This window comes from Actinomadura sp. NPDC048021 (assembly GCF_040653135.1).
Classification (GTDB): domain Bacteria; phylum Actinomycetota; class Actinomycetes; order Streptosporangiales; family Streptosporangiaceae; genus Spirillospora; species Spirillospora verrucosospora.
This window is the reverse complement of sequence record NZ_JBEZJQ010000002.1, coordinates 95,328-107,874: the sequence shown is the minus strand read 5'-3', so window position 1 is coordinate 107,874 and position 12,547 is coordinate 95,328. Positions and strand designations below refer to the sequence as shown.

Here is a 12,547-nt window from a genome sequence, read left to right as displayed (position 1 = left end):
CGCGCGTTCTCAGGTCGCCGGACGGCGGCCGAGGAAGGCGACGAGACGGTCGCCGGGCGTCGCGTGCGGGCCGGGGTCCACCGGGTCGCCGAACAGCGGCAGGCGGCCGCAGGGCGGCGCCAGGGTCCGCCACACGTCCAGGAGATCGGTGGCCAGGTCCGGAGGAATGGGCCGTGCCGCGCCGGTCGCCTGCGCCACGTCCCAGCCGTGCACGGCCGCCTCCAGAGCCCCCGCGCCGACCACCGCCTCCACGGGGAGGCAGCGGTCGCCGATCGCCGCCGTCCCCGCGGCGCCGTCGGGGCGGCGGGAGGAGGCCATGGTGTGGCGCAGCACCCGGACGGCGTGGACGCGCAGCGCCGAGACCGGGTCGCCGGCCGGGTCGACCGGGGCCGGACGGATGCCGACCCGGCCCGCGGCCAAGCCCTCGTGCACCGCCGCAAGGGAGTCGCCGATGTGCAGCAGCAGCGTGTTGAGATTCCATGCCGCGCACGGCGTCGGGTGCGTGAGCATCGGCCGCGCGACGTGCTGGACGGTGGTCAGGAGATAGCCGATCGAGCGCTCCAGGATGCACGCGTCGGATCGCAGTGGCGCCGATGCGCCGGTCGCCTCACGCATTCGGCTCCTCACCTCGCCGGGATGATCACATGTACAGACCCGCGCGGGGGCGAGAAATCATCGGCGGCCGTTGCCGGTCCCCTCGTGAGGGGGGCGATGAAAAGCGCGGCGTCGCCGTTTACGAGGGAAGACGCACGATCCGTAGGAATGCGGGGAGGACCCAGGGCCGCCGGCCCCGGATGACGACCTTGCGGCTCAGCACCGCCCGCGCCCTGCCGATCCGTCCGAACAGCATCAGGTTGAGCGCCGTCGGGTCGAAGAAGAGCCGCACGTCGGGGCGGCCGTCCGGCTCCTCCACGGTGACGAACCCGTCGGTCATCGCCATCACCACGGGGGCGGTGTGGTCGGAGCGGAACTCGACGGAGATCCGCCCGGCGGGCGCGGGGCCGTGGCCGTCCAGCAGCCGTCCGTACCCGTACTCGGTCACCCCGACGAGGAACATCTCGAAGAAGGGGGCCGCCTCCCGCGACGGGACGTGCCAGGGCCTGCGCATGGGCCGGGCCATGTCCCGCCCGTGGATCTGGAGCTCGTTGAGGAGGTGCGCCAGCAGCCCGCCGAGCGGGACGCGCGAGCCGCCCAGCCAGGGCAGCGCCGTCGTCGGATCCGCGCCCCGCGTCGCCGTCAGGATCCGGTCGACATCGCGGACCAGGAGGTCGGCGAGCGCCCGCGGATCGCGCTCGGGGAAAAGGCGCAGCAATTCCTCGTTCGCGGCGTCGACCGTATCGACGATCGTGCTCCGGACGAGTTCATCGGGCACGGCCAGGGGATCGTCGCACCCGGCGGGATCGACCATCTGGTGATAGAACCGCGCGAGAGTGGCGACGTGCGCTGCCGTATCGGTGACGGTCCAGGTGGCGGTGGCATTCGCGTCCGAACCGGGCGAGGTCAGCAGCTCGGCGAACCGGTCGCCGGTCTCGCGCAGATACTTCCGGGTCGCCGCCCAGTTCTCTTCCGTAAGCCGAACCACCATGGCCAGATGGTCGCAATTTCCATCGAGCCCGGCAAGCTTTCAAAAAGGGGGACCGAATTCCGCGAAACGGCCAGTAACTCCGGCGGCCCGGGTCAGGCCGCCGCCGCCCGCGCGGCGGTGAACGCGGCCCATGCGAGGCATTCCAGCAGGCGGGCGTCCGCACCGTCGTCGCGGCGGAACTCCGCGATGACCGCCGGGCCGACCCGGTGCGAGGCGAGCGCGGTCAGCAGCACGAGCCGTCCGGCGGGACGGTCCGCCGCCGGAAGCCCGGCCACGGCCGCGTCGATCCGCGCGGGCTCGGCCGTGCGCCCGTCCCACCCGGCGAGCTCGGCGGCCAGTAGGTCCCGGACCGGCGCCGGCACCACCCGCTCGCCCGCCCGGTCGATGACGGCCGACGCGCGCGCGAGCGCATCGGCGATCACCTCGTTGCCCGCCGTCCAGGGCGGCGCGCCGGACGCCGGCGCGGCCGGCAGCAGGTCGAGGGAGTCGCCCGGCGCGTGCCGGGCGCGCGAGCTCGCGGCCATCAGGCGGCCCACCACCCGGCTGATCGCGCCGTGCGCCCGTGCCGGGGCCCTCGGGGGGAACGGCGAGTCGCCCAGGAAGATGTTGACCATCCGGTTGTAGTAGTGGAAGGCGAAGGCGGTGCCGACGATCTCGGGCGCCTGCTCGGGCGGGAACGGGCGCCCGGGCGCCCCGGGCGTGCCGAACCGCTCGCCCCACTCGGCGATCGCGCGGATGCGCGGGTCGCCCACCTCGCCGAGCCTGCCCGCGGCGATCGCGGCGGCGTCGCGCCCGCGCACGAGCCCGTGCAGCGTGGTGCTGTGCGCCGCCACGCAGTAGGGGCAGGAGTTGCCGAGCGACACCGCCGCGGCGGCGGCCTCCTTGGCCGCGCGGTCGGCCTCCCCCGGCACGACCAGGGTCTCGCGCAGCATCGTCCACACGGCGGCGAGCAGGTCGGGGACGGGGGAGTGCAGGATCACCGGCGGCGCGAGGATGCCGAAGTCCCGTTCGAGCTGGCCGTAGACCCGCGCGACCAGCCCCCGGGCGGCCGCGTGCCGGACGACTGAGACGTGCGCGACCTGCGCTTCCGCCCCGCGCCGCGCCGCCCGGACCAGACTGCTGTTCATCGCCGAACCACGCCCTGCCGTCCTCGGTGCGCGCCTGGGCTCGGATGGTACCGACGGAGGCCGGAAAGCACAGCCGCCCCCGCGACGGCCGCGAGCACTCCGGGAGCATCTCGGGCCGTCCGGAAAGGGACCGCCATGACGGGAGACCGGCTCGGGGGCGTCCGGCGGAACTAGGGCCTGGCTCGAAGGGGGCCCGGACTCCGGAACACGGCCTAGGCGCTCGGGCCTGGGCGGGGGGCGACGTCGGCGGGGCCGAGGTGCGCGCCGCAGGAGCCGCACGTGAACGCGGGGGTCAGCGCGCCGTCGCAGCCCCGGTGCCCGATGATCAGCGGCGGGCCCTCCGGCGCGTAGTGGCGGTCGCCCCACATCATCAGGGTCATGACCGCGGGCCACAGCTCCACGCCCTTGCGGGTCAGCCGGTACTCGTGCCGCTCCGGCCGCTGCTGGTACGGGACGCGGCGCATGATGCCCTCGTCGCAGAGCCGGTTGAGCCGGTCGGTGAGGACGTTGCGGGCCACGCCCAGGGCCTGCTGGAAGTCGTCGAAGCGCCGCACGCCCTGGAACGCGCTGCGGATCACCAGCATCGTCCAGCGGTCGCCGACGACCTCCAGCGAGCGGGCGACCGAGCAGTTCTGCGAGTCGTACGTGCGGGGCAGTGCCACGCTTCGGAGCCTACCCGCGTTTCGTCAGGCAACGGGCATGGCCGGGGGCCCTGCGGCCCCCGGCCCGCTCCGCTACTTCAGCTTCTGGCCGGCGGACTGGAGGTTCTCGGCGGCCTGGACGATGCGGGCGGCCATCGCGGCCTCCGCCGCCTTGCCCCACGAGCGCGGGTCGTACTGCTTCTTGTTGCCGACCTCGCCGTCGACCTTCAGCACGCCGTCGTAGTTGCGGAACATGTGATCGGCGACCGGGCGGGTGAAGGCGTACTGGGTGTCGGTGTCGATGTTCATCTTGACGACGCCGTACGACACCGCCTCCCGGATCTCCTCCAGCGTGGAGCCCGAGCCGCCGTGGAACACCAGGTCGAACGGCTTGTCCTTGCCGTACTTGGCGGCGACCGCGTCCTGGATCTCCTTGAGCACCGCGGGACGCAGCTTGACCGAGCCCGGCTTGTAGACGCCGTGCACGTTCCCGAACGTCGCGGCCAGGATGTAGCGGCCCTTCTCGCCCACGCCGACGGCCTCGGCGGTCGCGAGCGCGTCGCCGGGCGTCGTGTAGAGCTTCTCGTTGATCTCGTTGGCGACGCCGTCCTCCTCGCCGCCGACGACCCCGATCTCCATCTCCATGATGATCCGGGCCTTGGCGCACTCCTCCAGGAGTTCGGCGGCGATCCGCAGGTTCTCGTGCAGCTCGACGGCGGACCCGTCCCACATGTGCGACTGGAACAGCGGCTCCTCGCCGCGCGCCACCCGCTCCTGCGAGATCTTCACCAGCGGCCGCATGAAGCCGTCCAGCTTGTCCTTCGGGCAGTGGTCGGTGTGCAGGGCGATGTTCACCGGGTACTTGGCCGCCACGACCCGGGCGTACTCCGCCAGCGCGGTCGCGCCCGTGACCATGTCCTTCACCGTGGAGCCGGACAGGTACTCGGCTCCTCCGGTGGACACCTGCACGATGCCGTCGCTCTCGGCCTCCGCGAAACCGCGCAGCGCGGCGTTCAGCGTCTGGCTGGACGTCACGTTGATCGCGGGGAAGGCGAAGCCGTCGCGCTTCGCACGGTCGAGCATCTCCGCGTAGACCTCGGGCGTTGCGATGGGCATTGTCAGCGTCCTTTCATACGCAGGGTGCCGCCGGGCATCCGGCCGGGCGGTAGCTCCCGGACGTCCGCGTACCCAGTGACTGCCCAGGTCACGCGGTTTCCGGGTCGGGCATGCCGTCCGCGCCCAGTATCTCGCCTAATCGGAGCGTGGGGAAAGGTACGCTCGCTGTGTGGATCTCACTGCCCTTCCCCTTGACATCACCGAGTGGCTGCACCCGACCGCATGGCTGCAGCTTTTCGGCACATTCGCGACGATCGGCGTGCTCGCCATCATCTTCGCGGAGACCGGCCTGCTGATCGGCTGCATCCTTCCGGGCGACTCGCTGCTGTTCACGGCGGGGATCCTCACGGCGGTCTCGACCGTCAACGGCCAGGACTTCCAGCCGCTGTCGCTGCCCTGGCTGCTGATCGGCGGGCCGGTGGCGGCGATCGCCGGCGCCCAGCTCGGCCACTTCCTCGGCGCCCGCTACGGCCGCAAGCTCTTCGACCGGCCGGACTCGCGCATCTTCAAACAGGAGTGGGTGGAGAAGGCCGAGTACTACTTCAACCGGTTCGGCCCCGCGAAGGCGGTGGTCCTTGCCCGGTTCATCCCGATTGTCCGGACGTTCCTCAACCCGCTCGCCGGGATGCTGGGCATGGACGCGAAGAAGTTCTTCGTCTGGAACGCGATCGGCGGCATCGTCTGGACGGACGCGCTGTTCCTCCTCGGCCACTTCCTCGGGTCCGAAGTGCCCGACGTTGAGAAATACATCCTCCCGGGCGTAGCGGTCATCCTGGTTCTCTCGGTCATTCCGATCATTCGGGAGGTCCTGAAGGGGCGCAAAGCGGACCACGGTCCGAATAAGAATGGTCCGGAAGAGTCCCGTCCGTCGCTCAGCGGTGACAGTTATCGCTAACCTCCCCATGTGGGACGTCACCGGTCGGACCCTAGGGGTCTCGCGCGCATACTGATCGCGGCCTTGGCCGTGATGGCCGCCTTGGCCCTGCTCATCGTCGGGGGCATGGCCCTGGTCAACGCGATCATGAGCGAGCCCGACAAGAAGGGACCCGCGACGGGGGCATCGCCATCCGGTGACGGCGGGCGGACCACACCGAGCAGCAACGAGACCACCACGTCGCCGACGGCGCCGCTGCCCCTGGTGATCCGCGTGACCGGCCAGCCGACGACCGTCGTGGTCCGGGTGGCCGACGCCGGCGGCAAGGTGCTCGCCAACAGCACGCTCAACACCGGCGACACCCTCCAGTTCAAAGAGGCGCCCCTGCAGGTCGTCGCCCTCAACGGCGGCTCCCTGCAGGTCGCGATCTACGGCAAGGTCCAGCCGCGCGAGCCGAACGGCCAGCGCGCCCAGTGGCTCGTCAAGGCCCGCTAGCCGAGACCGAGGTCGGCGACCTCGTAGGGGTGCCGGTACTCCAGGCCCTCCTCGGCGATCCGGCCGGCCGCGCCGCGCTCCAGGATCGTCGCGACCGCCACCACCTCCGCCCCCGCCTCGCGCAGCGCCTCCACCGCCGTGAGGACGGAGCCTCCGGTGGTCGAGGTGTCCTCCACGGCGAGGACCCGGCGCCCCGCCACGTCCGGCCCCTCGATCCGGCGCTGCAGCCCGTGGGCCTTGCCCGCCTTGCGGACGACGAACGCGTCCAGGGCCCGGCCGCGGGCCGCCGCCGCGTGCAGCATCGCGGCGGCCACCGGGTCCGCCCCGAGCGTCAGCCCGCCCACGGCCTCGTAGTCGAGGTCCGCGGTCGCGTCCAGCATGACCCGTCCCACGAGCGGGGCCGCGGCCCCGTCCAGCGTCACCCGGCGCAGGTCCACGTACCAGGACGCCCGCTTCCCCGAGGACAGCACGAAGTCGCCGTGCACCACGGCCTTGTCCTTGATCTTCTGCAGCAGCTCATCACGATCGCTCACGTGCAGAACCCTATTGACCCTGCGTACGCGCTCCGTCCCCGCCGTGTACGGTTCGCGGGGTGACACCCGGAACCGTCGTCCTGCTGCACGCCCCCGGCGCCACCGCGGCCTCCTGGGGCGACCTTCCCGAGATGCTCCGCTCGTACGGCCTGGACGTCGTGGCGCCGGACGTCCCGGACGACTCCGGCCCCCGCTACATCGCCCGCGTCTCGCTCACCATCACCGCGACCGCCCCGGTGCCGCCGCTCGTCCTCGTGGCGCACGGGGCCGCCGGCCCCCTGCTGCCCGGCATCGGCCTGGCGCAGCGCGCCGCCCACCGCGCCGTGGGCGGCTACGTGTTCGTCGACGCCGATCTGCCCCGCCCGGCCCGGCACGACCACGACGCCCCGCAGGACGACCTCCCCACGGCCCCAGATTGGCCGGAGGCGCCCTGCGGGTACCTCCGGACCCATGCGGACCGCTCCGCATCCCCGGAGCACGACCAGGCCGTCAGAGAGGCTCGGCTACGCGGCTGGCCCGTGACCGAACACGAACCCCCCACCGCCGCCGCCCAATCCCTGAGCGAACTCATAGCCCGCTTGTGAGGAAGCCTGAACGGGGCGGCTCGTGACAGGGCCCTGAGTTACCCGTTCTTCAGAAGGTCGTCGAGGAGGGCGTCGTAGTCGTCTTCGCTTCGGCCCAGGTCGATGCGGGCTCGGTAGCGGAGGCGCAGGAGGGCCTCAAGACTGTCCTCGGCCAAGGCGACGTCGTCCGGGCCGGGGGTGAGGGAGTCGGCGTCCGGGGACGGCGCCTCGTCGGGGCCGCCGCCCATGCCCGTGCCCACGGCGCGGTCGCGGAGTTCGAGGACGACGTCGGCCCCGCTGGTGGCCCACTCGTGGGCACCGGTGGCGTCGCCCTGGGCGTAGAGCACCTCGGCTACGGCGCGGTACACCTCGGGGTCGCGCGGCTTGTCGGCGCGGATCTGGTCGACCAGGGCGCGGGCCTCGTCCCCGCGGCCCAGCTCGAAGAGCGCGTCGGCGAGGTAGGCGCGCGGGTCGCCGTAGGTCTCGCCGCCGTCCTCCATGGCCCGGCGGTACAGCTCGGCGGCCCGGGCGTGGTCGCCGGCGTGCTGCCACTGCTCGCCCGCCCGCAGCAGGACGTTGGCGCGTGAGACTCCGCCGGACACCGACTCGGCCAGCTCGGACAGCCTGCGGGCCGCCGAGATGTGATCGCCGGTGCGCAGGGTGTCGAACTCCAGGTCGTCGAGATCGTCTTCCGTCACATGCGTCACGGTTCAACGCTACCCGGCGCCGCCCGGCCGAAGCGGGCGAATCGATGATGATCGTGGAATACCGGGGCTAACGACGTCAGGTCACCTGCGGGAACGTTCGAGCGCGTCCCAGAAGCCGCGGCGCAGGGCGTGGCGGACCTCGTCGTGCAGCAGGAAGTCTATGGGCAGCGAGGAGCCCTGCAGGAGCCGGGCCTCGAGGTCGGACGGCATGCGCGGCTTGCGGGCGAGGACCGCCTCCAGCCACAGCGCGGGGGCGTCGCGGGCGACGGACTCGCCGAAGTCCTGGCCTTCCTGGTGGGCGGCCTTGACGGCGTCCGAGAGGGTCGGGGTCTGCTGCACCGGGACGGGGGAGATCTGCTGCGGGCCGGTGTAGGGGCCGTGCTGGCCGCCGGACGGCGACGGCTGCGGCTGGAGCGTCTGCGGGGGAGGCGGCGGGGAGGGCGCCGGGATGGGGGACGAGGTGTACTGCGGGCTGGGGGCCGGCGGCGCGGGCGGAGACGGGGCCTGCGTCGAGGACGGCCCGGCCGGGGCGGGATTCGGCGGGAGCGGCAGCCCGCCGGTGCCGTAGGACGATCCGGCGAGCCCGCCGCCCGTGCCGCCGGGCAGCGGCATGGGCCCGGTGCCGATGCCGTGCCCGCCGGTCGGGGAGGACCCGCCGCCCAGCCCGCCGGTCATGGCCGGGCCGAGGTCGCGGACCGCCGGGGCCGGCGAAGGGGCGGGCGCGGGGGCCGGGGTCGCGGGCGGGATGCTCAGCGGGGACGCGGGCGGCGGCCCGTTGCCGGCGGGGCTCTGGAGCGGGCCGAGCGAGGAGGCGTGCCCGTTCGTGCTTCCGTGCCCGTTGGACAGCGGGCTCGTCCCGAGCGAGGAGCCCCCGTCGACGCCGGTGAGCAGGTTGACGTAGGGGCGCAGGTGGCTGGAGCCGATCTCGATGAGGTCGTCGCACTCCTGGCGCAGCACCCGGGAGATCGTCCAGTTGCCGTCGACGGCGACGTGCACGACCGTGACGCGGACGCCGAGGTCCTGCGCGTCCGCGACGACCTGGGCGAGGTCCTCGTCGCCGCTGACCAGGACGGCGTCGGCGAGCGCCGAGTTGCGGGCCAGGGCCATCAGGTCGCGGTGGATCTCGGTGTCGACGCCCTCGCGGCGGCCGGGGCGGATGCGGCCGAGCCGCAGCTTGAGGCCCGGCAGGTCGGCCAGCGCGTCGTGCTCGGGGTTGCGGCGCCCCTCGACCGTCGCCTCGTACCAGTAGCAGCGCAGCAGCGGCATGCCGGTGCGCTCCCTGGCGAGGTTGCCGAGGAGTTGCAGGAGGCCGCCGAAGTCCCACGAGACGGTCTCGCGATGGCGCGTGCCGTGTACCGCCATGGCACCGTCCGCCAGCAGGTAGCCGGCGTCCACGAACAGGGCGCAGCGATCCATGCGGCACCGCCCTTCCTCAACACGGGAGCTCACAGCGTGCCCATTTCGGCGTAGCGACCCCGGGCGCTTATAGCGTAGTGAAGCCCGTCTGCCCGGTAGGCCGTTACGGCGATTCGCCACTCTTTCATGGCAAGCCGCCGGTTGGCGACTCCTCGGTAACAAGGATTCGGGAGCCGCGGCGGACGCTACCAGCCCTTCAGGCTCCGTCCGGCCCTTCCGAAGGATCTTTACGGGAAGAATCAGATGGCGGGGTCAGTGCAGGCGTGCCCGCGACCCTCACTTCAACCCGGGAGGGCGGCCGTGACCGCGGGCATCGCCGTGGGAGGCGGCGCGGTGCCGTATGAAGCGGATGTCGCCGCCTGGCGTGTCGAGGTCCAGGTGGACGCGCACCTCGACCGGCAGCAGCGGCACCCGCAGTTCGATGTGGACCAGCAGGCCTCCAGGGCGTTCGACGGGACTGGGCGGGGCCGGGGCGGACTCGGAGGGCCTGCCGACGTGCGGCGGTCTCACCCGAGGCTTCGGCGCCGGGCGGGGCGGCGTGGCCCGGGGTGCGGCCGCCGGCCGGACGGGGGCCTGCTTCTTCGCGAGCGGCTTCGCCGCCGGCGGCCTGACCGCGGGCGGTTTCGCGGCGGGCGGCCGGACGGCGGGCGGGGCGACCGGCTCGGCGGCGGCGGGCGGCGGTGTGCGAGGCGGGGGGACGGGCCGGTCGTCGGACACGAGCGTCAGGGCGAGCGCCACCGCGCAGGCGGCGGCCACCACGGACCCCGCGAGCACCTGCTGGCGGCCTTTGGGCAGATGCCGTGCCCACAGGAGGAAGCCGCCCTTGGACGCCAGGTAGGCGGTGCCCGCCGAGCCCAGGACGAGCGGCCCGATGACGTCGCGCAGTGCCGTGTTCACCTGCGCCAGTTCCGTGTGGAGGCCCTTGCAGCGCTTGCAGCCGTCCAGATGGCGCCCGACCCGGCGGGAGTCGCGGCCCGGCAGCGCGTCGCGAACGTAGGCGCCGAGCTTGTCCAGGACGGGACGGCACGCGTCGCCGGGGTCGAGGCCGTCGAGGTGCATCTGGAGGTAGGCCTGCCGCAGCCCCTCGCGGGCCCGGTAGGCGAGCGCGGCGGCGCCGTTCGCGGTCAGGCCGAGGATCGGGGCGACGTCGGCGGGCTTCTCGTCCTCGACCTCGGTGTGCCAGAGGACGGTCTGCCACCGCTCGGGCAGCGACAGGAAGGCCCGCGCGACCATCGAGCGTTCCAGCCTCTCGACCGCGGGGTCGTCGAAGGGCTCCTCGACCTCGTACGCCTCGATGTCGCCGGTGTGGTGGACGCGCCGGTCGGCGCGCTGCCGGTCGTAGACCGTCCGCCGGACGGCCGTGAGCAGGTAGGGCCGGAAGCCGGAGTCGGGCCCGCCGCCGCGCCTGAGCACGGAGAGGACCTTGGCGAACGCGTCCTGGACGGCGTCCTCGGCGGCGTCGCGCCCGGCCAGATGGCCGGCGAGCCCGCGCGCGGCGGGCAGGTGCCGCTGGTAGAGCGTGCCGTAGGCGGCGTCGTCGCCCTCGCGGGTCCGGGAGATGAGTGCGGCATCGCTCGGCTCGGCGCCGCCGGGCGCCGCCACCTCGTCCCCTGGTCCCATGCTTGCTCATTGTGACTGATTGACCACCTGTTGTCGCTCATTTTGGTCACAGATATCTGCGGGAGCCGCGTCATAGCCGGGACACGGCGCCGTTGGAGGGGTGTGGACGGCGTCTGGGCGGGGTCGTCCACGCGGCGGGTGCGTTCGTTTCATCGAGGGGGTGAAACGAACGCACCCGTCCGTCACGTGATCTCGGTGCGCCCCATCTCGGACATCGTGCCGCTGGTCCCGGGCGTCTCCCACCGCACGCCGCAGGCGCTTCCGGACAGCTCGACGGTGGCGATGGCGTTGTCGAACCAGGGGCCGTTCGTCATCCGCCACCGGATCGGCGGCGCGGGCACCTTCGCCAGCCTCGCCAGGACGCGGAACGGCCGGCCGGCGGCCCGCGAGTAGGCGATGCGGTTCGCCCACCGGAACTTGCCCTCCAGCGGGTTGCGCAGGGGCGAGCAGACGATCTGGGTGATCTTCGACTGGGTGGCGGGCGTGGTGATCCGCGCCAGATAGGAGTAGTGGATGTCGCCGGACAGGAACGAGATGCTCGCCGGCGCGGGTCCGCGCTCCCCGCGGCCGACGGCGACGACGCCGGCGGCGACGGCGCGGAACGACCTCTCGAACGCGGCCCAGTGCTCCAGGTCGGCGGCCTGGCGGATCTTCTCGCCGACCGCCGCGCCGCGCCTGCCCCACGCGCCCTCGGCCACGGCCTCGTTCCACGACTCGGCGTGGTGGATGGCCATGGGAAGCAGGAAGGGGAGCGAGCTGGCGATGAGGAGGTGGTCCATGCCGCCCTGGCACTGGCCGTCCAGCCAGTCGAACTCCTCGTCGTCGAGCATGCCGCGCCGGTCGTCGGTGAGGAGGCGGGAGCACCGGCTGTCGACGACGATCAGGCGCGTGCCGGCCCAGTCGTGGGCGTAGCTCCAGCGCATGGTCTCGGGCTGCTTGTCGGCCTTCTCAGCGAACGCGTCGAGGACGGCGCCCGCGTCGCCGGTCTCGTCGGAGGCGGCCCGGACGGCCGCGAAGACGGGGTCGGACGCCCGGTCCTGAGGCGACATGTTCCCGAGGTGCTGGTAGATCCAGTACGACCCGATGCCGCCGGTGATGCGCGCCTTCCACCAGGGCTGGGACCACATCTCCCGGCGCCAGGTGTACGAGGTGTTCCAGTCGTCGCGGATGTCGTGGTCATCGAAGATCGTGAAGGTGGGGACGGTGGACAGCAGCCACCGGACGGCCGGGTCGTCGTGCCAGGCGAGCTTGTAGAGCTGGGTGTAGTCCTCGTAGTCGGCGACCTCGTCGTCCGGCGGCGAGCCCGGGGCGCGGCGGCCGCTGATGAACTCGCGCATCTGGGGGGTCAGCTCGTCGGCGTACACCTGGTCGCCGACCATGAGCAGGACGTCCGGCCAGACGGCGTCCTCCCCGCCGGTCCGGAGCCTGTCGGCGAACGCGGTGAGGGCGTCGTGCCCGTACTCCTCCACGGTCCCGGGCGAGCGGCGGCAGGAGCCGAAGGAGATGCGCAGCTCGCCGTGCTCGCGCAGCGTCCTGATGCGGGACGGGGGGAACCCGGCGCCGGCCTCGGGCCAGACGGTCTCGCCGTCCGCCTCCACCTCGTAGGGGATCCGCGCCCCCGGCTCCAGCCCGTCGATCTCGACGACGGCGTAGTGGTGGCCGTGCGCCGTGAAGGTGCGGGCGGCGGCGTCCACCCCATGCTCCCGGTTGACGACCCTGACCTCGCACGGACGATCGGTCTCCACCCAGATCGTCGCGGTGCGGTGACTCACGTGCCGGAGGTGGGGGCCGAGTACCAAAGCGGTCATAGAACGCCTCTCTAGCGGACGGGCGCCGATGTGTCCACAGCGCGGCCGGCCCGCGCCCGCAC

General features: G+C 72.9%; 13 protein-coding genes. 3 read left to right on the top strand and 10 right to left on the bottom strand.

Going from position 1 to position 12,547, the window contains the following annotated elements; all coding sequences use genetic code 11:
- Positions 1-9 precede the first annotated feature (9 nt).
- From AB0C87_RS03715 to fbaA, 5 genes are all read right to left on the bottom strand, one after another.
- Positions 10-615: a TIGR03086 family metal-binding protein gene (locus AB0C87_RS03715; protein WP_360576386.1), complete on the bottom strand. Its 606-nt coding sequence runs from the start codon at positions 613-615 to the stop codon at positions 10-12.
- A gap of 118 nt (positions 616-733) precedes the next feature.
- Positions 734-1,585, bottom strand: coding sequence for a maleylpyruvate isomerase N-terminal domain-containing protein (locus tag AB0C87_RS03710; RefSeq protein ID WP_360576384.1), 852 nt, complete (start codon positions 1,583-1,585; stop codon positions 734-736).
- Between the two features lie 92 nt (positions 1,586-1,677).
- Positions 1,678-2,712: a carboxymuconolactone decarboxylase family protein gene (locus tag AB0C87_RS03705; RefSeq protein ID WP_360576382.1), complete on the bottom strand. Its 1,035-nt coding sequence runs from the start codon at positions 2,710-2,712 to the stop codon at positions 1,678-1,680.
- A 212-nt stretch (positions 2,713-2,924) separates the two neighbouring features.
- On the bottom strand, positions 2,925-3,374 hold the full coding sequence (locus AB0C87_RS03700; protein ID WP_345171368.1) for a helix-turn-helix domain-containing protein: 450 nt from the start codon (positions 3,372-3,374) through the stop codon (positions 2,925-2,927).
- A gap of 72 nt (positions 3,375-3,446) precedes the next feature.
- Positions 3,447-4,469, bottom strand: coding sequence for a class II fructose-bisphosphate aldolase (gene fbaA / locus AB0C87_RS03695; protein WP_345171366.1), 1,023 nt, complete (start codon positions 4,467-4,469; stop codon positions 3,447-3,449).
- Positions 4,470-4,638: 169 nt separating this feature from the next.
- On the opposite strand from fbaA, the gene AB0C87_RS03690 reads away from it, so the two are divergent.
- Both AB0C87_RS03690 and AB0C87_RS03685 read left to right on the top strand, forming a co-directional pair.
- Entirely contained in the window at positions 4,639-5,364 is a 726-nt protein-coding gene (locus AB0C87_RS03690) for a DedA family protein (RefSeq protein ID WP_345171364.1), read from the top strand.
- Positions 5,365-5,436: 72 nt separating this feature from the next.
- A complete protein-coding gene (locus AB0C87_RS03685) occupies positions 5,437-5,838 on the top strand; it encodes a RodZ domain-containing protein (protein WP_345171829.1) in 402 nt (133 codons plus the stop codon).
- On the opposite strand, the gene pyrE is transcribed toward AB0C87_RS03685, so the two are convergent.
- A complete protein-coding gene (gene pyrE / locus AB0C87_RS03680) occupies positions 5,835-6,371 on the bottom strand; it encodes an orotate phosphoribosyltransferase (RefSeq protein ID WP_345171362.1) in 537 nt (178 codons plus the stop codon). The two genes, AB0C87_RS03685 and pyrE, sit on opposite strands and share 4 nt — an antisense overlap.
- Positions 6,372-6,430: 59 nt before the next feature.
- Between pyrE and AB0C87_RS03675 the strand changes: the two genes are divergently transcribed.
- Complete coding sequence (locus AB0C87_RS03675) at positions 6,431-6,955, top strand: hypothetical protein (protein ID WP_345171360.1); 525 nt, start codon at positions 6,431-6,433, stop codon at positions 6,953-6,955.
- A gap of 38 nt (positions 6,956-6,993) precedes the next feature.
- On the opposite strand, the gene AB0C87_RS03670 is transcribed toward AB0C87_RS03675, so the two are convergent.
- The 4 genes from AB0C87_RS03670 to AB0C87_RS03655 all read right to left on the bottom strand — a co-directional run bounded on the left by AB0C87_RS03670 (position 6,994) and on the right by AB0C87_RS03655 (position 12,485).
- Positions 6,994-7,641: a tetratricopeptide repeat protein gene (locus AB0C87_RS03670; protein WP_353831925.1), complete on the bottom strand. Its 648-nt coding sequence runs from the start codon at positions 7,639-7,641 to the stop codon at positions 6,994-6,996.
- Between the two features lie 81 nt (positions 7,642-7,722).
- Positions 7,723-9,057 carry an NYN domain-containing protein gene (locus AB0C87_RS03665; RefSeq protein ID WP_353831926.1) on the bottom strand — a complete coding sequence of 445 codons (1,335 nt, stop codon included), beginning with the start codon at positions 9,055-9,057 and terminating at the stop codon, positions 7,723-7,725.
- Positions 9,058-9,333: 276 nt separating this feature from the next.
- Positions 9,334-10,677: a sigma-70 family RNA polymerase sigma factor gene (locus AB0C87_RS03660; RefSeq protein WP_360576379.1), complete on the bottom strand. Its 1,344-nt coding sequence runs from the start codon at positions 10,675-10,677 to the stop codon at positions 9,334-9,336.
- Between the two features lie 182 nt (positions 10,678-10,859).
- Positions 10,860-12,485, bottom strand: coding sequence for an alkaline phosphatase D family protein (locus AB0C87_RS03655; RefSeq protein ID WP_360576377.1), 1,626 nt, complete (start codon positions 12,483-12,485; stop codon positions 10,860-10,862).
- Positions 12,486-12,547: the final 62 nt, after the last annotated feature.

Bases quoted from the DNA above. Each gene is read 5' to 3' on its own strand.
- AB0C87_RS03665 (WP_353831926.1), bottom strand. From the start codon at position 9,057: ATGGATCGCTGCGCCCTGTTCGTGGACGCCGGCTACCTGCTGGCGGAC.
- AB0C87_RS03705 (WP_360576382.1), bottom strand. From the start codon at position 2,712: ATGAACAGCAGTCTGGTCCGGGCGGCGCGGCGCGGGGCGGAAGCGCAG.
- fbaA (WP_345171366.1), bottom strand. From the start codon at position 4,469: ATGCCCATCGCAACGCCCGAGGTCTACGCGGAGATGCTCGACCGTGCG.
- AB0C87_RS03710 (WP_360576384.1), bottom strand. From the start codon at position 1,585: ATGGTGGTTCGGCTTACGGAAGAGAACTGGGCGGCGACCCGGAAGTAT.
- AB0C87_RS03660 (WP_360576379.1), bottom strand. From the start codon at position 10,677: ATGGGACCAGGGGACGAGGTGGCGGCGCCCGGCGGCGCCGAGCCGAGC.
- AB0C87_RS03655 (WP_360576377.1), bottom strand. From the start codon at position 12,485: ATGACCGCTTTGGTACTCGGCCCCCACCTCCGGCACGTGAGTCACCGC.
- AB0C87_RS03685 (WP_345171829.1), top strand. From the start codon at position 5,437: ATGGCCGCCTTGGCCCTGCTCATCGTCGGGGGCATGGCCCTGGTCAAC.
- AB0C87_RS03715 (WP_360576386.1), bottom strand. From the start codon at position 615: ATGCGTGAGGCGACCGGCGCATCGGCGCCACTGCGATCCGACGCGTGC.